This window comes from Kitasatospora sp. NPDC101447 (genome assembly GCF_044767225.1).
Taxonomy (GTDB): Bacteria; Actinomycetota; Actinomycetes; order Streptomycetales; family Streptomycetaceae; genus Kitasatospora.
Genome location: NZ_JBIWNL010000005.1, coordinates 208433 through 226936, shown reverse-complemented (window position 1 = coordinate 226936; position 18504 = coordinate 208433). Strand labels below are relative to the sequence as shown.

Annotated in this window: 15 protein-coding genes; 9 read left to right on the top strand and 6 right to left on the bottom strand. The window is 73.1% G+C overall.

Going from position 1 to position 18504, the window contains the following annotated elements; translation table 11 throughout:
* Positions 1–441 precede the first annotated feature (441 nt).
* Positions 442–732: a hypothetical protein gene (locus tag ACIRST_RS09970; RefSeq protein ID WP_402801363.1), complete on the top strand. Its 291-nt coding sequence runs from the start codon at positions 442–444 to the stop codon at positions 730–732.
* 28 nt (positions 733–760) lie between these two features.
* Here ACIRST_RS09970 and ACIRST_RS09965 read toward each other — a convergent pair whose 3' ends face one another.
* Positions 761–1579: an alpha/beta fold hydrolase gene (locus ACIRST_RS09965; protein ID WP_402801360.1), complete on the bottom strand. Its 819-nt coding sequence runs from the start codon at positions 1577–1579 to the stop codon at positions 761–763.
* 162 nt (positions 1580–1741) lie between these two features.
* On the opposite strand from ACIRST_RS09965, the gene ACIRST_RS09960 reads away from it, so the two are divergent.
* The gene (locus ACIRST_RS09960) at positions 1742–2323 is read left to right on the top strand and encodes a hypothetical protein (protein WP_402801359.1); all 582 of its coding nucleotides are present in this window, start codon (positions 1742–1744) and stop codon (positions 2321–2323) included.
* A gap of 52 nt (positions 2324–2375) precedes the next feature.
* Here the strand turns inward: ACIRST_RS09960 and ACIRST_RS09955 are convergent, their stop codons facing one another.
* Together ACIRST_RS09955 and ACIRST_RS09950 are read right to left on the bottom strand one after the other, a co-directional pair.
* Positions 2376–3170 (bottom strand): NAD-dependent epimerase/dehydratase family protein, encoded by a 795-nt coding sequence (locus ACIRST_RS09955; RefSeq protein ID WP_402801646.1) that lies wholly within the window; start codon positions 3168–3170, stop codon positions 2376–2378.
* Between the two features lie 135 nt (positions 3171–3305).
* Positions 3306–6179 carry an AAA family ATPase gene (locus ACIRST_RS09950; RefSeq protein WP_402801357.1) on the bottom strand — a complete coding sequence of 958 codons (2874 nt, stop codon included), beginning with the start codon at positions 6177–6179 and terminating at the stop codon, positions 3306–3308.
* A 158-nt stretch (positions 6180–6337) separates the two neighbouring features.
* Between ACIRST_RS09950 and ACIRST_RS09945 the strand changes: the two genes are divergently transcribed.
* The 4 genes from ACIRST_RS09945 (at position 6338) to ACIRST_RS09930 (ending at position 10020) form a co-directional block, all read left to right on the top strand.
* On the top strand, positions 6338–6895 hold the full coding sequence (locus tag ACIRST_RS09945; protein ID WP_350520648.1) for a TetR family transcriptional regulator: 558 nt from the start codon (positions 6338–6340) through the stop codon (positions 6893–6895).
* A 122-nt stretch (positions 6896–7017) separates the two neighbouring features.
* A complete protein-coding gene (locus ACIRST_RS09940) occupies positions 7018–8235 on the top strand; it encodes a hypothetical protein (RefSeq protein WP_402801354.1) in 1218 nt (405 codons plus the stop codon).
* 146 nt (positions 8236–8381) lie between these two features.
* Positions 8382–9353 carry a hypothetical protein gene (locus ACIRST_RS09935; protein WP_402801352.1) on the top strand — a complete coding sequence of 324 codons (972 nt, stop codon included), beginning with the start codon at positions 8382–8384 and terminating at the stop codon, positions 9351–9353.
* A 19-nt stretch (positions 9354–9372) separates the two neighbouring features.
* On the top strand, positions 9373–10020 hold the full coding sequence (locus ACIRST_RS09930) for a hypothetical protein (RefSeq protein WP_402801350.1): 648 nt from the start codon (positions 9373–9375) through the stop codon (positions 10018–10020).
* 82 nt (positions 10021–10102) lie between these two features.
* Here the strand turns inward: ACIRST_RS09930 and ACIRST_RS09925 are convergent, their stop codons facing one another.
* Positions 10103–11212, bottom strand: a complete 1110-nt coding sequence (locus ACIRST_RS09925) for a DUF5937 family protein (protein ID WP_402801347.1) — start codon at positions 11210–11212, stop codon at positions 10103–10105.
* Between the two features lie 237 nt (positions 11213–11449).
* On the opposite strand from ACIRST_RS09925, the gene ACIRST_RS09920 reads away from it, so the two are divergent.
* The 3 genes from ACIRST_RS09920 to ACIRST_RS09910 all read left to right on the top strand — a co-directional run bounded on the left by ACIRST_RS09920 (position 11450) and on the right by ACIRST_RS09910 (position 14336).
* On the top strand, positions 11450–13144 hold the full coding sequence (locus ACIRST_RS09920; RefSeq protein WP_402801346.1) for a DUF885 domain-containing protein: 1695 nt from the start codon (positions 11450–11452) through the stop codon (positions 13142–13144).
* A 68-nt stretch (positions 13145–13212) separates the two neighbouring features.
* Positions 13213–13689 carry a diadenosine tetraphosphate hydrolase gene (locus tag ACIRST_RS09915; protein WP_402801345.1) on the top strand — a complete coding sequence of 159 codons (477 nt, stop codon included), beginning with the start codon at positions 13213–13215 and terminating at the stop codon, positions 13687–13689.
* 95 nt (positions 13690–13784) lie between these two features.
* On the top strand, positions 13785–14336 hold the full coding sequence (locus ACIRST_RS09910) for an SMI1/KNR4 family protein (RefSeq protein ID WP_402801342.1): 552 nt from the start codon (positions 13785–13787) through the stop codon (positions 14334–14336).
* Here ACIRST_RS09910 and ACIRST_RS09905 read toward each other — a convergent pair.
* Both ACIRST_RS09905 and ACIRST_RS09900 read right to left on the bottom strand, forming a co-directional pair.
* Entirely contained in the window at positions 14314–16896 is a 2583-nt protein-coding gene (locus ACIRST_RS09905) for an alpha-amylase family glycosyl hydrolase (protein ID WP_402801340.1), read from the bottom strand. The genes ACIRST_RS09910 and ACIRST_RS09905 overlap by 23 nt on opposite strands.
* A 286-nt stretch (positions 16897–17182) precedes the next feature.
* A complete protein-coding gene (locus ACIRST_RS09900) occupies positions 17183–18397 on the bottom strand; it encodes a serine hydrolase domain-containing protein (RefSeq protein ID WP_402801338.1) in 1215 nt (404 codons plus the stop codon).
* Positions 18398–18504: the final 107 nt, after the last annotated feature.

Sequence of the window (18504 nt, the reverse complement as noted above, 5' to 3'; positions counted from 1 at the left end):
TCCCGCATGGGGGCGAACCGCCGGTCCATCCCAGCCATCTGCTCAACGCGCGCACCGCCGTGGTGGAGTTCGTCGGCCGCGAAGCCGAGCTGCGCGAACTCACCGCATGGCGCGACAGCGGAGCCCGACGGGCGGCGCTCTGGCTGCACGCCGCGGGCGGCCAGGGCAAGACGCGCCTGGCCGACGAGATCGCCGCCCGCACCCGGCGGCTGGGCTGGATGGTGCTCAGCGCCGAGCAGACGATCGGCCGGATCGACGACACGGCACCCGCGAGCCAGGACCTGCGGATCGGGGGAGCACGCGGGCTGCTCGTCCTGGTCGACTACGCGGACCGGTGGCCCCTGACCCACCTGACCTGGCTGTTCAGCAACAAGGTGCTCCGCCGGCGCCGCAGCGATGCGCCGCGCGGTCGCCTGCCGGCGCAGGTCGGCCCGCGACCCCGTGGGCACGGGCCACCTGGCGGTCGACCTGGCCGTCCTGGGGAGAACCCTGGCCAGGTCGGGCGAACTGGACGACGCACTGGCCTGCGTGCGGGAGTCCATGGCGATCCGCCGACGCCTGGGCGGACTCGGCGAACGCGGGCGCGGCCCGAAGGGCGCCCGGGAACTCATCGCCACCGCGAGAACACTCCTCGATGCCGTGGCCACGAGCCCGAACTGGCGCGGACCGGACGCGGACCACGCACTCGGGCTCATCGACCGGGCCCTCCTCCGGCCCGACGGTTCCTGGTAGTGCCGTGGACCAGAGGTGAGGCCTGCAGTCACCCCTGGAGGACCTGTGCCGCCGTGTCGCGGACGGCGCGGGCGAGGGCGTCAGGGGCGGCGAGGTGGGCGACGTGGCCCTGGCCGGTGAGCGTGACGACCCGCGCGTTCGGCAGGGCCGCCGCCAGGTCGGCCAGGCGTTCGCGCAGGTGGGCGGGGCTGAGGTCGCCCTCGATCAGGGTCGTCGGCGTTTCGAGCGTCGCGAAGCGGTCGACGCCGACGCCGAGCGCGTCGACCGCCTCGGTGTCGGCGATCTGCGCCGCCGCGTAGGCGGTCAGCCTGGCCCGCGTGTCCGGGTCGGCGAACACGGCGTCCACCACCGGTGCGGGCATGCCGACGATGTCCCGCAGATGGATCCGCATCGCCTCGACCGGATCGCCCCCGTCGAGCGCGGCACGGGCCCGCGCTCCCGCGCCCCCGGTGTTCGGTCCGGCGACCGACTCCCGGGTGGGCAGGGGAGGTTCGTAGAGGAACAGGCCGGCGAACGCCGACCGGTCCAGCAGGGCGGCCTCCAGCGCGGCGACCGCGCCGGAGGAATGCCCCACGAGCAGCACCGGAGAGTCCAGGAGCTTCGCGACGGCGACGATGTCGGCGGCCTCGACGGCCATCGAGTGGGGAAGGGCGATGTCCGCTCCGGGGACATAGATCCGTCGGCGGATCCTGACGACGCGGAAGTCGTCGACGAGCAGGCGGGTGACGCCGTCCCAGGCCGTCGCATCACCGCCCCCCGGATGGACCACCAGCAGGGTCGGTCCGGATCCGTCGTCAAGGGCGGTGATGCGTCGTCCGTCATCGGCTGATGCGAGAAACTCGGTCATGCGCACCAGCGTGCACCCGTCCGCCGTCATCCCACCGTCATCCCGCGGGCATGCCGTCGTCGGTCCCGGTGGTCCCGGTGGTTCCGAGGCGTCGGCAGGGGCCGTTGTCGGACCCGGGTGACACCATCGACTCCGTCACGACCGGAGGAGAGGGGGCAGTCCGTGGGCTTCTCGGGAATGTTCTGCCTGGTGCCCCTGAAGGCGGAGGCCGCCCTGCGCTACGCGCCGGAGCTGGGTCCGGCGATCGAGGCGGAAGCCGCCCTCCCCGCTTCGAGGGACCTCCTCCGGTGGTGGCAGGAGAAAGGCAGCACCGGCGAGACCATGGACCGGTTCGTCGATGCGGCCGGCCCCTCCGTGCTGGACGAAAGGATCTGCCTGGTCTACGCGGCCTGGGAACGGGGCCACGACGCGTCCCTGCCGCACCTCGGTGTCTGCATCCGCAAGCGCCACCCCGCCGCCGCGCTGGCCTTCGCCCTCGGGCCCCTGCGCTGCTCGGCGCTGCCCGGGTGGTTCGGAGACGTCATCCTCACCCCGGAAGACGTCGTCCGGACGCTTCCCGCCGTCGAACGCGCCTTCACCTGGACCACGGAGGCCCGGCGCCGGGCCGAGCTACTGCTCTCCGCCGCCCTCGGCACCGAAGGCAGCCAGGAGGACATCGACACCCTGCTCGACGGCATACCCCCGGTGTGGCGCGCGGCGGCAGAAGCCGGACGCGGCCTGCTCGGCGCACAGTTCGTCCCCTGACGCGCCGCGGACGACGTCGTCCCGGCGGTTCTGCCGCGAAGGCGGGTGGCGGTCAGGGGCGGGACTGGGTGAAGCGGCCGCCGAGGTAGCGGAACTCCGGGTCCTCTGCGGGGAGTTCGCCGAGTTCGGCGATCAGGTCGGCGGCGAAGAGCTCGGCGTCGTCCAGGGGGCGGTAGCCGAGTGCCCGGGCGGAGGTGAGGTCCCACCAGGCGCGGGTGTTGGCGGATATGCCGTAGGCGACGGTGTGGCCGGCCGCCGGGCCGGTGAGGGCGGCGTGCACCAGGCGGGTGCAGTCGGCGGGGCTGAGCCAGGTGCCGAGCATCCGGACGCTGCGGGGCCGGGGCGCGAAGGAGCCGATGCGCAGGGAGACCGTCTCGATGCCGTGCCGGTCGGCGTACAACGAGGCGAGGTTCTCGCCGAAGCACTTGGAGAGCCCGTAGTAGGTGTCGGGCCGTTGCGGGGTGTCCACCCGGACGGTGCTGCCGTCGGCGGGGCGCTCGGTGAAGCCCACGGCGTGGTTGCTGCTGGCGTGGACGATCCGGGGCACGCCCGCCGCGCGGGCGGCGTCGTAGAGCCGGTAGGTGCCTTCGATGTTGGCGGCGAGGATGTCGCCGAACGGTGCCTCGCCCGGGATGCCGGCCAGGTGGACGACGGCGTCGACGCCGTCCATCGCCGCCGCCAGCGCTCCGGCGTCCTGCAGGTCGGCGATGACGGCGTCGGGTTCGCCGGGCACCGGGAGGCGGTCGAAGCAGCGCAGCCGGTAGCCGTAGGCGGGCAGGGACTCGCGCAGGCAGGTGCCGATGCGGCCGGCGGCACCGGTGAGCAGGACCTCGCGGGGCTGGTTCACCATCGGTTGCGTCTCCATGATTCCTCGCAGGCTCGTCGGAACGGACGGGTGGATTCGGCGACGTGGGACGGTACCTGATGGTGCGTCGGAGTTCGACGGGGTTTTGAAGGCGCTCGACGAGCGGCCCGGGCGGGGTCAGGGCGCGGCGGAGTGGTGGTCGATCCTGGTCAGGGCGTCGCGGAGGGCGGCGCGCGTGGTGACGCCCAGCTTGGGGAAGACGCGGTAGAGGTGGGCGCTGACCGTGCGGGGGGAGAGCCGGATCCGCTCGCCGATCTCCTTGTTCGTCAGGCCGGCGGCGGCGAGTTCGGCGACCCGGCGCTCCTGCCAGGTCAGCGGCACCGCGGTGGGTGCCGGGGTGTGGGGCGTGACGCCGCTCGCCCGCAGTTCGGCGTGGGCGCGCGCGGCCCAGGCGGTGGCGCCGAGCCGGTCGAGGGCCTCGGCGGCCGGGGTGAGGAAGGTGCGGGCCGCCGCGCCGCCCTGGGCGCGGCGCACGCGGATCCCGTGGGCGAGCCGGATCCGGGCCAGCTCGAACGGGAACCGTTCGGCCGCCGGGTGGGACTGCGCGCGGGTGTACATCTCCGCCGCCTCCCCGTCGTCGTCGGCCGTCATCGCCAGGGCCCCGTGGGTGATCAGGGCCAGGCGCGGGGAGAGGTCGGGCAGGCCGGCGTCCCGCGCGGCCAGCGCGTGGGCCCGGGCCTGTTCGGCGCGCCCGGTGTGCAGGGCGGCTTCGACGAGGTCGAGGAGGGTTCGTGACGCCTGGTGCGCGTAGGGCCGGAACGCCCCCGGCGCGGTGATGCCGATGGCGTAGAGGAACGCGGTCTCGTAGTCGCCGGCGCTCAGCGCGGTGGTCGCGCCGATGCCGTCCGCGAGCTGGGTGAGGAATCCGACGCCGCGCGGGCGGGCCCAGGCGTCGACCTCGGCCTGCAGGTCGCGGGCCTCCTGCGCCCGGCCGCGTACGGCCGCGAGCTGGGCCAGGTAGGCGCGGGTCTGGTGCGCGAACAGCTGGTTGCCGGTCTCGGTCGCCAGGGCCAGGGCGTGCTGTCCGGTGCGTTCGGCGGCGTCCCACTGGCCGAGCGCGGTCTGGTCGAGCATGACCAGGTGCAGCATGACGATGCCGCTGGACGTGGCGCCGGTGTCCAGTTCGCGGTCCACGACGCGCTCCAGGTACGGGCGCAGCGGGCTCAGGACGTCGAGGTGGTAGGCCGACACGGCCAGGCGCGTGACGTCCCACGGGTCCTGGTGCTGCAGGTGCGCCGCGGCCCGTTCCACCGCCTCGGCGAGGCCGGCGCCGTGCCGGACGACGTCGCTCCAGGTGCCGGCGTACAGCCATGCCCGTTCGGTGGCGAGGTCGCCGAGGGAGGTGAGGACGTCGTGCGTGCGGTGCCACGCGGTACGGCTGCCGGCGTACTGGCTGACGGCGAGCAGGAGGCTGACCAGGCGGTCGAGCACCTCGCCGTTGGGGTCGGCGTCGGGCCGGGGCGGGGAGGGCTGGGGCGGGGAGGGCTGGGCCGGGGAGGGTTGGGCCGGGAACGGCCGGGCGGGGAACGGTCGGCCCGCGTCGCCGTCGCGCAGTCGCCCGATGGCCGCCGTGACCTGGCGGTGCGTGGCCCGCACGTCGCCGTTCTGGTACAGCGCCAGGTAGGCGTCGGCGAGGACTGCGGCGGGGTTGTCGTCCGAGCCGGGCGTGGAGGCGGCCTGTGCGAGGCTGCGGGCCTGGCCGAGCCGGTCCGCCTGCCCGGCGACGTACGCCGCGTCGCCGAGCCGCCGGGAGCGGTCGGCCCGGTTCTCGCTGAGCTCGGCGGCACGGGTGAGCCAGGACACGGCCATGCGCGCGCCCCCGCGCCGGGTCGCCGACCGGGCGGCGGTTTCGAGGGCGGCGGCCACCTCCTCGTCGGGGTCGACGGTGGCGGCCGCGAGGTGTGTGGCGCGCCGTTCCGGGTTCTCCCGGTGGAGGTGCGCCAACACCCGGTGGGCGGCGCGGCGTTCGTCCGTGGCGGCGAGCTGGACGACGGCCGACCGGACGAGCGGGTGCCGGAAGACGAGGTTGCCGGTGGCCGGCTCGACGACCAGCAGGCCGCACCCGACCGCCTCGTCGACGCCGCGCATGCGGTACCCCGCGGTCGGGGCGTGGCCCTCGCCCGGCCTGGCCGCCGTGCCGTCGAGGGCGCCGGTCAGCAGTTGCGCCCGGACGGTGTCGCCGAGGCGGGCGAGGCGGGTGGCGTAGATCTCCTGGATCCGCCGGGGCAGCGGCACGCCGTGCGGGCCGAGCAGGTCCTCCGGCGCCCGGTCGCCCGGCTGGGAGGCGGTGTGGGCGGGCAGCTCCAGCAGTGCCAGCGGGTTGCCGCGGGCCGTCTCCAGCACGAGGCCGCGCAGGTGCCTGCCGAGCTGGGGGTGGTGCCGGTCCAGCAGGCGGGTGGCGTCCGCGTCGGCGAGCGCGTGGACCGGTGTCTCGGGCAGGGCCGCGGTGTCGAACCGTGAGGCGATGTCGCTGCGGACGGCCACCAGGAGCTTGACCCCGGGGCTGCCGGCCAGCCGGCGGCCGACGAACCCGCAGACGTCGGCGCTGGCCTCGTCCAGCCACTGGCCGTCGTCGAGGACGAGCAGCAGGGGCCGGGTCGCGGCGGTCGACGACAGCAGGTTGAGGACGGCGATGCCGAGGGCCATGACGGACGGCGGCGAGTCGTCCGTCCGGTCGAACACGGCGTCGAGCGCGGTGCGGGCGGCGGCGTTCAGCGGTGGCCGGCCGGGCTGTCCGCCGTCCGCGAGCAGCGGGTAGAGCAGCTGGTGCAGCCCGGCGTAGGGCAGTTCGGTCTCCGCCTCGACCCCGGTCGCGCGGATCACCAGGTGGCCGTCCCCGGCCGCGATCCGCGCCGCCAGGTCGAGCAGGGTGCTCTTGCCGACGCCGGCCTCGCCCCTGAGCAGCAGGGCCTGTCCGTCGGGGGCCTGTACGAACGCGGACAGCCTTGCCCGCTCGCCGTCCCGACCGACCATCACCGTGCCCGGTTCCACGCCCGGTTCCCTCCCCTGCCCCGAGGTGCGCGACCCCGCCCCGAGATGCGTGACCCCACCCCGAGGTGCACGCTCGTCCATATTCAACTGGACGGTTAGTTGATTAGACTGTGTCGTGGTGACCCTGTCAAGTAAACGGTTAGTTAGGAGCTGGGTAGATGGAGCGCGACGCCGAAGCCACCAAGCGGAGACTCATCGCGGCCGGCCGGGCCGAGTTCGCCGCGCACGGGCTGAACGGTGCCCGCGTCGACCGCATCGCCGCCTCCGCACGCAGCAACAAGGCGCAGATCTACCACTACTTCGGGAACAAGGCCGGGCTGTTCGACGCCGTCTGGAACGAACTGGTCGAGCAGATCGTCGTGAACGTGCCGCTCGACGTGAACGACCTGCCCGGGTTCACGGCAAGCCTGAGCGACCTCTACGCCGAGCACCCCGACATCCCCCGGATCATCACCTGGCAGCGGCTGGAGCACGGCGACGCGCTCAACGACCTCGGCATCGCCGAGGTGCGCAGCAGGAGTGCCGCCATCGCCGAGCTGCAGGCCGAGGGCCGGGTCTCGACCCGGTTCGACCCCCGGGTCCTGTTCGCCCTGCTCGCCCACGTCGCGATGCTGTGGGCGGCGTCCAACCCCGAGGTGCTGGCGGTCCTGGACCCCGCCGACCGGGCGCAGCGCCGCGAGACGATCCGCCGCATCGCCGCCGCCCTGGTGGAGTGAGCCCCGGGGCGCTGCCGGGTCCCCAACCTCCGCTGCACGTCGGGTCGTTCTTCCCCCCTGGCGGGGCGGAAGTTTCGGGCGAACGCCCATCACCCCCGGTCCGCGGCTGCGAGCATGGAGTCATGCCGCAGGATCACCCGGAACCGCCCTCGACCTCCTCGGTGGAGAACCTCCTCGCCGACGGGGCGACTGTCAACGGCTCGGTGCTGCAGGCCGGAAGCGTGCACGGAGACGTGCACCTCCACCCGGCGGCGCGGCCGGTGCGGCCGGCGCGGCCGACGGGCCCCGGGACGGTGGACGTCCTGGTGGAGTACTTCGAGCCCGGCCAGTGGCTGGTGATCCCCTCGCGAGCGGCGCTGGACGAACCCCCGGCGCTGTTGCCGGGGCAGAGGCCGGGACAGGAGGACGTGGCCGAGTGGGCGCGCGGGCACGGCGGCGTGGACTTCGCGACCACGGAACTGTCCGTGACCGTGACCAACCGCTCGGACGCCCACCTCACCCTGCGCGGCATGCGGGCCGAGGTCGTCGACCGCGCCGAACCGCTCACCGGAGCGCTGGTCTCCCGGCTCCCGCAGGGTGTCAGCGGCGTACCGGAGCTGGAACTCGACCTCGACCAGGAACACCCGAAGCTCTGGGAGGTGGACGAGTTCACCCGCCGACGTGTCGGTGCCCGTCCGTTCCTCGACCGTACCCACGTGCGGCTGGCCCCGGACGAGTCCCAACGCTTCATCGTCACCGCGCGGATCCGCAGCTCCTGCTGCACCTGGGAGCTCGTCCTGGCCTTCCGCGGCGACGACGGGACGGAGTTCGCCGTCCGACCTGCGCCAGGCTTCCGCACCACCGGGCTTCCGGTGACCGGACTCGCCCCCGTCGTGCGGTGGGCCTGGTTCGAGGATCCGCCGCGGTTCTGGCGGGACACGGCCCGGCTGGACTGGTGCAGTCAGGGCAACCCCGATCCGGAACTTCCCCCGGCCCCGAGGGAATTACGCAAGCTGGCCGGGCGCTTCGGCCCGCACCTGACGCACTTCCTCAGCACGGGCACCACCGGCCCGGAGCAGCAGCTCCGGCTGGCCACGGTGCTGCCTGCGGTACGGCTGGCGGTCGACCTCGTCAAGGCCGACCGCAAGGGCCGGCACGCCGACGCCGCCCGGCTGCGCGCCGAGCTGCGCCGGCGGTTCCCGCGCCCGGTCCTGGAGCAGGCCTACGTGGCCGCCCTGCTCGCCGCGGGCCTCACCCACGGAATCCCGTCCGGCCACCGCGAGAAACTGGTCGGCTACCTGGCGAGCACCCCCGCCGCCGAGGTCCTGCGCCCGATGATCGCCGCCGCCGCCCGCCGCTGAGTTCCGGCCTCCCCCCTTCCCGACTCCGACAGGGCCACTCGGACGGGCAGCACCGGCTCGCCTGCCGGAACCGGCGGGGCCATCCTGGCCCTGAGTTCCGCCGACTGTTCCGTCGGCAGGCGCCCCGCACGTGGGAGGTGGTCACGGTGTGGTGGACCGACCCGGAGAACGGGCGACTGTTCGGAGTCGTCCAGCAACTGTTCGACCTGTACCAGCACTACCTCGGGTCCCTGGAGGAGGGGATGCAGCCCCTGGTCTGGGGTGTGGGCAGTGCACCGGACGCACACGGGCGATGGACGTACCCGCTGGTGGTGGCGAGCTTCGAGGACGTCAGGGCCGACGGGGTCGAGCTTCCCGCCGGACGCTACCCGCTGGCCACGCTGATGGACAACGGCTGGTCGGACACGCGGGTCTGGGGACAGCTGCGGTCCTGGGAGGTGCCGCCGAACACCCTGATCGACCTGGCCGGCCGGCCGACGGCCGCCGGCATGGTCTATCCCACCGACGAGGTGGTCGCCCGCAGCCCCGCCGGCAGCGCGACCGTGGGCCTGCCCTGCAGGATCGGCCCGCAGGAGTCGGGCTTCATCACTGCCGGTCATCTCGTTCCGGGCAAGGTGCAGGTCGACGTGTACGCCACGGGGGACGGTGTTCCGAGCTGGGTGACCGGGACGGTCGTGGACTGGCAGGATCCGGTGAACGCGGGCACCAAGGGAGGGTACGACTACGCCGTGGTCGCACTCGACGATCCCGGCCACCAGGTGGCGTTCGTTTCCCACCGGGGCGCCATGCCACCTCCGCAACCGCCGTACGGGACGTTGGACGTGGTCGTCTACGGTGGCCCGTCGGGCCGACAGGTCGGATCGGTCACCGCTGCGTTGGTGACGCTCGGCGACGCCCGACGCCAGTGGCTGAAGGTGTGGCAGTTCGCGCCGTCGGGCCGACTCCGGCGCGGTGATTCCGGCAGTCTGGCCATGGTCACCTCCGGTAGCCGGAGCGGCTCGGTGCTCGGCCACTTCGTCGGAGGCTCGGGAACGTCGCCGCACTTCTTCGACCACCAGTACATCCAGGACCTGGCCTCCACACTGGACAGCGGACTCGCGGTCCAGGTGACCTTCTGACGACGGCCGGGTGTGAGCCATGAGCATCAGGTCACTCGCCGTCACCGCCCGTCGGCGACGCGCGCCCGCCGTCGCGGTCCGACCGCCGACCTCCGGGACCTGGCCGGCCTCCGCCACGGGGAACGGCGAGTCGACCGCCCCCGGCGAAGGCAATGGCGCGGACACCCTGGTCGAGGCGGTTCCGACCGAGGTGATCGCGCTGTACACGACCGTGCTGGGCGTGCTGACCGGCGTGGTGAAGGACGACCCGCTGGCGACCTACCTGCCGCTCCGCTGGGTCCTCTACGGCGGTTGCATCCTGGGCACCGCGGCGGCGTTCTTCGCCACCTATGCCTTCACGGGCACACCTGCTGCGAAGGAGCCCGGCGGGGAGGATCCCGCGGCATCCCGCCTTCCGCCCCTGGTCGGATCCGGGACTCCGCAGCCAGCCCCCAGCCGTCCCGAGGACAAGACCCGGAAGTCCGAGCCGCCGGTTGCGGAAGCCTGCATGGGGTGTTTCTCCTTCGCCGTGTGGGGGCTCGTCATCCCCGGGTCGCCGCTCTACGTGGTCCTGCATGCACCCACGCTCCCCGTCGTGGTGACGGTTCTGGGCGCCGTGGGAACGTTCCTCGCCACGTCGATCTTCGCTCCGTGGCTGAGACGAGGGGTCAAGCAGGACGGCCACTAGCTTCCTGAGCCCCCGCCCGGCGCGTGGCCCCGGCGGCGCCGGGTCAGGAGGTGTGCCGGGGGCCGTGGGTGGGGCGGGCCGGTCAGCGGAGGACGCCCTCCAGGAAGTCGCTGCCCAGCCGGGCGACGACGGTGACGTCCAGCTGGTGCAGTGCGTAGCGTCCGCGGCGCTGTGTGGTGACCAGGCCCGCCTTCTTCAGGACGCCCAGGTGCCGGGAGATCTCCGGGGCGGTCAGGCCGTGGATCTGGGCGAGTTCACTGGTGGTGAAGGCACCGCGGGCCAGGTGGCGGCAGAGGCGGATGCGGACGGGGTGGGAGAGGGCGGCCAGGCGCCGGGTGACCTGCTCGACGGAGGGCGGCGGTGTCGCCAGCTCGGGGGAGGCGATCGGGTAGTGCACCACCGGCTGCCAGCCGTCGCGGTGCAGGACCATCAGGTGCGGCCAGCCCATGCTGGTGGGCACGAGGAGCAGGCCGCGGCCCGCCGTGGCGGTCCGGCCGGCGCCGACCTTGTCGACCGTGACCAGGGCCTCCGCCTCGTCCAGGGTGACGGCCGCCGACAGGGAGGTGAGCGCCTCGGCCACCCCCTTGCGGCGCAGCAGTTCGGTCCGGTGGCGGGTGTCGGCCGCGAGTCGGGGGCACAGCCGGGCCCAGGTGTCCGCGAAGAACGCCTCGTCGCAGTCCTCCAGGAGGCGGCGCAGCCAGTGCCGGATCCGGGGCGGGTCGGTCAACAGGCGGTCGGTGAAGCTCATCTGGCGCGGGCCGCGCAGTGCGGCCAGCTCCAGGACGCGGCGGTGCTGTCCGGGGTCGTCGAGCGGTCCGTGGCCCGGTTCGCCGTACGCTGTCGGGTAGTTGAACTCCAGCGCGGCGTCGACGAACTGCTCGTCGGTCAGCTCGTCCAGGAGGTCGAGCTCCTCGCCGAGCGTGGCCCCGGGGCGGGCCGCGTCGCCGGGGATACCCGCGTAGGGGAGGAAGAGATCGGAGAAGGTGGTCCGCCAGAGGAAGTCGACCTCGTACAGCCGGTCGGCCAGGTGCGGGTCGAGGCGGGCGGTCACGCCGGCCGCCCAGCCCTGGAGCCCCGGGTGGTGCCCGGGCTCGGCGAGCGCGTGCAGCGCCATGCCGAGTTCGGCCAGCGGGGAGGGGGCGGCGGCGACCTGCTCAGGTCGAAGCCCCGCGATGTCGATGCGCACGCTCATGCACCCATGCTGCACCCGACGCACCCGCGACACGGTGCTCGTTTGACGGAATCCGTCAAACGACGGGACTATTCGCGGCGCATCCGGGCAGGATGGCGACCGCCACCCCCGCAGCCACCGCCGTACCCGTGCGCGCCCACCGATCCGACCCCGACCCCGACTCCGAGACCAGCGGCACCAGCCTCGGTCGGAGGGCTCCCTCCGGCCGCCCGAGGCCGACCGAGCGAGAAGGACGACATGCCCGACCAGGTGATGACCCCCCGACAGATCGCCGACGACTACGTGGCCCGGGTCGCCGCACACGATCCCGTCACGTCCACGGCCCTGGGCCTGGCACCCGGCGACGACACGATGCCCGACCTGTCGCCGGACGGCATCGAGGAGCAGGCCCGCCTCGCGCGGCAGGCGCTGGCACGACTCGACGCCCTGCCCGCGGCCGGGCCCGGCGAGGACCCGGCGGAGCACGCCTGCGCCCGGCTGCTGCGCGAGCGGCTGGAGGCCGAACTGCGGGCGCACGACGCCGGCGAACACCTGCGGACCGTGGCCAACCTGCACACGCCGGTGCATCAGCTCCGGAACATCTTCACCATGATGCCCACCGCCGCCGACGAGGACTGGGCCCCGGTGCTGGGACGGCTGCGGAACCTGCCCGCCGCGCTGGACGGCCACCGGGCCACCCTGACCGAGGGCGTCGCGCGCGGACTGCTCGCCGCGCCGCGGCAGGCCGATGTCCTCGGCGCGCAGCTCACCGCGTGGACCGGGGAGACGGCCGGCGGCCCCGGCTGGTTCGCCGACTTCGTCGCCCCCGCGCCGCAGCGGCTGCGCCCCGACCTCGACGCGGCCGCGAAGGACGCGACCGCCGCCGTCGCCGCGTTCCGGGACTGGCTCCGCGACACCTACCGGCCCGCCGCGCAGGGCACGCCGGACGCCGTCGGCCGCGAGCGCTACCTGCTCGGCGCCCGCCGGTACACCGGCGCCGACCTCGACCTGGACGAGGCCTACGGCTGGGCGTGGGAGGAGTTCCACCGGGTCTGGGCCGAGCTGCGCGCGGAGGCCGGACGCGTGCTCCCGGGCGCCACCGTCGGGCAGGCCCGCGCCCACCTCGACGAGCACGGGCACACCGTGCAGGGCGCCGAGCGGATGCGCGCCTGGCTGCAAGGGATCACCGACGAGGCGATCGAGGCGCTGGACGGGCGCCACTTCGACATCACCGGCCCGCTGCGCCGGGTCGAGACCCGGATCGCCCCGGCCGGCGGCGCGGCCGCGCCGTACTACAACGGGCCGAGCCTGGACTTCGCCCGCCCGGGCCGGACCTTCCTGCCGCCGGCCAACGGCGACGCCGAGGAACGGTTCCGCACCTGGCGGCTGGTCAGCACCTGGTACCACGAGGGCGTCCCCGGCCACCACCTGCAGCTCGCCTCGTGGACGGCGGCGGCCGGGCAGCTGTCCCGCTACCAGGTCACCCTCGGCAAGATCAGCGCCAACGTGGAGGGCTGGGCCCTGTACGCGGAACGCCTGATGGACGAGCTCGGCTACCTCACCGACCCCGCACGCCGCCTCGGCTACCTCGGCAAGCAGATGATGCGCATCGTCCGCGTCGTCATCGACATCGGCATGCACCTGGAGAGCGTCATCCCGGCCCACTCCCCGTTCCACCCGGGCGAGCGCTGGACCCCGGAGCTGGGCGGCGCCTTCATGGCGGAGTACGCCGGGCTGATGCCGGCCGTCCTGGACAGCGAGATCGTCCGCTACCTCGGCCGCCCGGGCCAGGCCATCGGCTACAAGCTCGGCGAGCGCGCCTGGCTGGCCGGTCGCGAGGCGGCCCGCCGCAGGGCGGGCGACGACTTCGACCTCAAGCGCTGGCACATGAAGGCGTTGCGCCAGGGCTCGCTGGGCCTGGACGACCTGGAGGCGGCCCTGACGGTCCTGTGACCGCACGTCGACCGGGGCGCAGGAACCCGGCCGACGGGCGGGCGGCCGTGGCCGGGTAGGTTCCGGCCATGGCTGACGACTGGCGGACGGATCGGATCGGGAGCGCCCTGCGCGGTGAGAACCCCACGGTGCTGCGGCGGCTGACCGCGGGGTTCGCCGTGATCGGCGACGTGCAGTTCCTGCCGGGCTACTCGGTGCTCCTGGCCGACGATCCCCGGGCGGAACGACTCTCGGACCTGCCCAGGGACGGACGGCTGGCCTTCCTCTCCGACATGGACCGGCTCGGTGAGGCGGTCGAACGGGCGTCCCGCCGCCTGGACCCGGCGTTCCGGCGGGTCAACCTGGAGATCCTCGGCAACACGGACGGCTTCCTGCACGCGCACGTCTGGCCGCGGTTCGATTGGGAGCCGGCCGACCTGGTGGGCCGGCCGGTGTGGCTCTACCCCCGGGACCGGTGGTCCGACCGGCGGTTCGCCCTCGGCCCGCGGCACGACGTCCTACGCGCGGCGATCGGGGAGGAACTGGACCTCCTGCGCCCGGCGTGACCCGGTGGCCGGTGTGACCCTGCGGCCGGTGTGACCCTGCGCCCGGCGTGACCCGGCGGCCGGGGCCCGTGCGGCCGAGCCGTAGGCTGCCCGTCATGGCGCGATTCGACGAGGTCACGGCGACGTTCTGGGGTGCCGGTGAGCACGGCGTCCACGAGCCCCTGACGGACGAGGCGGTGCGGGAAGCGGAGCGTCTGCTCGGTGTGACCCTGCCCCCGGCCCTGCTCGACCTCCCGCGGATCCGCAACGGCGGCATCGTGGCCGACGAGCACGACGCGTTCCCCACCGGCCGGCCGACCTCGTGGAGCGAGGACCACGTTCCCTTCGACGTCCTGCTGGGCATCGGCCGGAGCGAGCGGACGATGTCGCTGCTGGACACCCCCTACCTGGTCGAGGAATGGGCGCTGCCGTCGCCGCTCGTCCTCCTCTCGGGCGACGGTCACCACTGGATCGGTCTCGACTACCGGGATTGCGGCCCGGACGGCGGTCCGTCGGTCACCTGGTTCGACACCGAGCTCGGCACCGAACTCGAACTGGCCGCGGACTTCAGGACGTTCGTCGAGCAGCTCACCGCAGCCGACTCCTTCGACCTCGACCTCGACCCCGATCTCGACCCGTCGCCCGTCACGATTCCTGGGACAGGATGACCGCGCTGTACTTTCCCACCCCGACCGTGCCCGTGCACGGCTGCCCGTCCCTGGGCCCGGGGCGGGTGCGGACGTCGTTGCTGGGCGCGTTCTCGAACGTCGAGTCGTAGGCCTGCGCGTCGCTGTTGAACCGCACGTGCCAGGTCCCTTCGCGGGGGAACCCGAGGTCGTACGCGGGGTACGCGCGGTTGCCGAAGTTGAGGACGACGACGGTGCTGTCCTCGGGGTGCTCCGTCGGGTAGCGGCGGAAGGCGATCACCTTGTCGGTGTCGTTGCGGTGATAGGTCTCCACCCCCGTGCCCCGCAGGCCGGCGGTGGTGTTCCCGCGGTTGCGTCGCAGCTCGATGAGGTCCCGGTAGAGCTGCGTGATCCCCGCGTGGCGCTCCCGCTTGGTGGCCCAGTCGAGTCGAGCGCGGTCGTCGAAAGCGGTGTCCTCCAGGTACTCCTGCCCCTGGAAGATCATGGGGATGCCCGGTGCGGTCAGCACCGCCGCGGCGCCGAGGGTCGAGCGCTTCTTGGCGAACCAACTCCTGGGGCTCTCCGGGCAGATCGCCTCGGGCAGGCGGCGGCGTTCGTGCTTGCGGGCGACGTCGTCGTGCGACTCGGTGTAGATCACCCGGGCGAACGTGCGGCCGCCGATCCGGTGCCCGACCGCCTCGCAGACCCGACGCATGTCGCGGTCCTCGTCCCGGGCGGGGGTGAGCGCGTCCCGCAGGGCGTTGACGAAGCCGGCGTCCCACTGGGAGTTGAACCCCGCCCCTACGGGTGCGGCGGTGGTGAGCGCGGGTTCGTCCTGCAGGTCCTCCGCGATGCGGATCCTCCCGGGCAGGGCGGTTCCGATCGCGCCGTTGACCTCGCGCATGAGGCGCCAGCCGTCGGGTATCCCGTCGCCCAGCCCGCCGCCCGCCTCGTTGCCGACGCCGACGCTGCGGATGAACGCGGTGCCGTCCCACCGCAGGCCGTCCATGCGGTACTCCCGCAGCCAGTGCAGTGCGCTGTCCGTCAGGTACCGGCAGACCTCGGGCCTGCCGTAGTCCGGGCGCGGACCCCACCCGGTATCGCGGCGTTCGTCGTTGTAGAAGTAGATCCCGTCGCCGTCGTTCTCGTACCAGCCGTCGAAGCGGCGCAGCCCGGCATCGAGGTCGTTCGGCCCGAAATGGTTGAAGACGACGTCGCACAGCACCGCCAGGCCGCGTGCGTGGGCCTCCCGGACCAGGGTCCTCAGCTCGTCCGGGGTGCCGTAGTCGCCGGCCACCGCGAAGGCCGAGACCGGGTTGTAGCCCCAGGACCTCTCCCCGGCGTACTCGGTGACCGGCATCAGCTCGATGGCCGTCACCCCGAGCCCGGCCAGCACGTCGAGCCGCTCGGTCAGCCCGGACAGCCGACCGGGCGGGCCGTCGGCGCCGCTGAAGGTGCCGACGTGCAGCTCGTAGATGACGAGGTCGTCCAGTGCCGGGGTCTGCCACTCCTGCTCGCCCCAGTCGAAGGCGGCGGCCTCGATCACCGCGTTGCCGACCGAACCGGTCAGCCGGCGCGCGTACGGGTCGATCTTCCACAGCTCGCGGTTCTTCCGCAGCTCGGCGTCGCTGGCGGTGACCAGGTACTTGTACTCGTCCCCCGGGGCGGCCTCGTCCAGCCGGACCGCCCAGTTGCCGCGACCCTCGGTGGCCATCGGGTGCGGCGTGGCCCAGCCGTCGAACGACCCCAGGACGCTCACCGCAGCGGCGTTCGGGGCCCAGACCCGGAATTCCGTGCCGTCGGGCCCGGGGACCGCCCCCATCGGAGGGACCTCTTCCTCTTCCTTCTTCCGGCCCTCCGCCCCTTGCGGCGTGCCGTCCGGTGTGCGCGGAGCCCCCGGCGTACGCAAGGCCACCGGCGTACGCAGAGCCTCCGGCGTGTTCCGGGCGAAGTCCACGTCCTCGTGGTCCGGTTCGTCGTACCAGCCCGACCTCATGGCGTAATCCACGATGTCTTCCCAGTCCTCCGCCCGGCCGAAGTCCTTGCCGGCGATCGTCACGTCCCCTTGCCGGCTCACCTCGATCTTGGGGGTCCAGTTCCGGTACAGCTCAAGGTACTTGCTTCCCATGGCGGTGAGGACCACGTACGTCGACAGCGGGAACTGCGTGACCGGGTCCGATTCGAATCTCTCCTTCATCCCCACCAGGCCGGGGGACTCGGGCTTCGGCTTCACGTATCCCAGATGATGCAGCCGCTCCAACTCCTGGTACATCGACGGCCGGTACTGGACCTTTCCGTCCTGGTTCCCGGCCACCAGCTTCCGTAGGTGGCTGCGCTCGTACCGGGTGACCAGACTGAGCATGGCCAACTGGAGCGACTGGACCTCGTCTTCGAGCTTCTTGATGTGCTGCCACTTGGCCTTGAAGGGTCCGAACGAGAGCTCCTCCAGTGTTCCCGGACTCGCCAGGGCCAGCAGGGCGAGGACCAGCGCCCCGAACACCGCGATGATCGCGGCGGTCACGTTCTGCGTGTGGCTCACCGCGCTGTCGACGAAGACGTCGACGAGCATCGCGAAGATCGCCACCGCGAAGACGACCGTCAACGTCCGGAGCCAGAAGACGGGCGACTTCTTCCGGAGCCGGGTAATGAGCGATTTCAAACGGCCCGACATCGCAGGCACCGCCTCTCCCGGTCGTTTCCGACAGCGAAGAGCCCTGCTCGGCCGGGCAGCACCTCCAAGATCCAGTATCCCCCCGCCCGCCACCCGATTCCACCCCCCCCGAGGTCGAACGCGCAGCGTGACGCGGTGCCGGTCACGTCGGGTCACGCACCCCGTGGGGCGCCGGGCGCCGCGAGGGCGGTCGGTTAGCGCCGGGCGGGCGGGCGGTTCAGGAGGGGGTGGTGGCGGTCGTGGTGGGGGTGCAGAACTCGGCCTCCAGTTCGGCGGTGAAGACGCCGATCGGCCAGGCCCACGTGCCGTTGGCCCAGTCGCCGTTGACCTCCGTGGAGAGGACGTGCCGGCCGTCGCGGGTGCCGAAGGTGTAGGACCAGGATCCGTCGATCGCGCCGCCCATGCCCCACACCGTGCCGCAGGAGAGGTCGAGGGAGGCGACGCCCAGGCCGTAGCGGGTGTTCGGGATCCACCCGCCGCGCGGGTCGAGCGTGGTGAGCATCTCCTGCTGCTGGGCGGGCGGCAGCAGTCGGCCCTGCAGCAGGGCGCGGAAGAAGGTGGCGAGGTCGCCGTTGGTGGAGATCATGTCGCCGGAGCCGAAGCCCAGGGAGGGGTTCTGCTCGGTCACGTCGTAGAAGGGGGTGGTGTCGCCGGGCACCATCAGCTTGGAGTAGGCGCGGCCGTGCGGGCCGTGGATGCGCGGGTCGTCACCGGTCGGTTCGTAGGTGCTCTTCAGGTGCAGCGGCGTGGTGATCCGCTGGGCGATCTGCTGCGCCGTGCTGCTGCCGGTGACCCGCTCGACGATCATCCCGGCGAGCACGTAGTTGGTGTCGGAGTACTCCCAGCCCGTTCCCGGGGCGAAGGTCGGCTCGTAGGCGAGGGCGATCTCCACCAGTTGACGCGGGGTGAAGCTGTCGAACCGGTGCTGCAGGAACGGAACGCCGACGAAGTCGTCCGCCGCGAGCTTTGTCCGGGCGAAGTTGTGGATGCCGCTGGTGTGGTCGAGCAGCTGGCGGATCGTGATCCGCGAGCCTTCGTAGCCGTTGCCGTCGACCAGGCCGGGCAGCCAGTGCTCGACGCTGTCGTCCAGGCTGAGCCGGTGTTCGGCCTCCAGCTGGAGGAGGACGGTGGCGACGAAGGTCTTGGTGGTGCTGCCGATCCGGAAGCGGTCCTGCGGCGCGAGCTTGCGGCCGGTGTCCAGGTCGGCGGTGCCGGCCTGCCCGAACCACGTCGAGTCGCCGTCCCGGACCTCGGCCATGGCCCCCGGCAGGCCGGCCTCGGAGACCGCGCGGTCGAGTACCGACTGGACGCCGGCGTGCCGGCGGTCGTGGTCGCGGTCGGGTGTGCGGTCGGCGGCGCCGGCCGCCGGAGCGGCGGCCAGCAGGGCGCCGGTGAGCAGGGCGGTGACGGCGGTGCGGACGGTGGTCTTCACGGTGACTCCTCCTGGGGCAATCCGGTTTCGCGATTCGTGAAGAGACTAGGTGTCAGTTCGCGGATCCATCAATGCCGATGATGCTCAACTGGCATGTATGGGCAGGT

Coding starts and splice junctions, on each gene's coding strand:
- ACIRST_RS09925 (WP_402801347.1), bottom strand. CDS start 11,212: ATGAGCGTGCGCATCGACATCGCGGGGCTTCGACCTGAGCAGGTCGCC.
- ACIRST_RS09910 (WP_402801342.1), top strand. CDS start 13,785: ATGGCGCGATTCGACGAGGTCACGGCGACGTTCTGGGGTGCCGGTGAG.
- ACIRST_RS09945 (WP_350520648.1), top strand. CDS start 6,338: ATGGAGCGCGACGCCGAAGCCACCAAGCGGAGACTCATCGCGGCCGGC.
- ACIRST_RS09930 (WP_402801350.1), top strand. CDS start 9,373: ATGAGCATCAGGTCACTCGCCGTCACCGCCCGTCGGCGACGCGCGCCC.
- ACIRST_RS09920 (WP_402801346.1), top strand. CDS start 11,450: ATGCCCGACCAGGTGATGACCCCCCGACAGATCGCCGACGACTACGTG.
- ACIRST_RS09965 (WP_402801360.1), bottom strand. CDS start 1,579: ATGACCGAGTTTCTCGCATCAGCCGATGACGGACGACGCATCACCGCC.
- ACIRST_RS09915 (WP_402801345.1), top strand. CDS start 13,213: ATGGCTGACGACTGGCGGACGGATCGGATCGGGAGCGCCCTGCGCGGT.
- ACIRST_RS09940 (WP_402801354.1), top strand. CDS start 7,018: ATGCCGCAGGATCACCCGGAACCGCCCTCGACCTCCTCGGTGGAGAAC.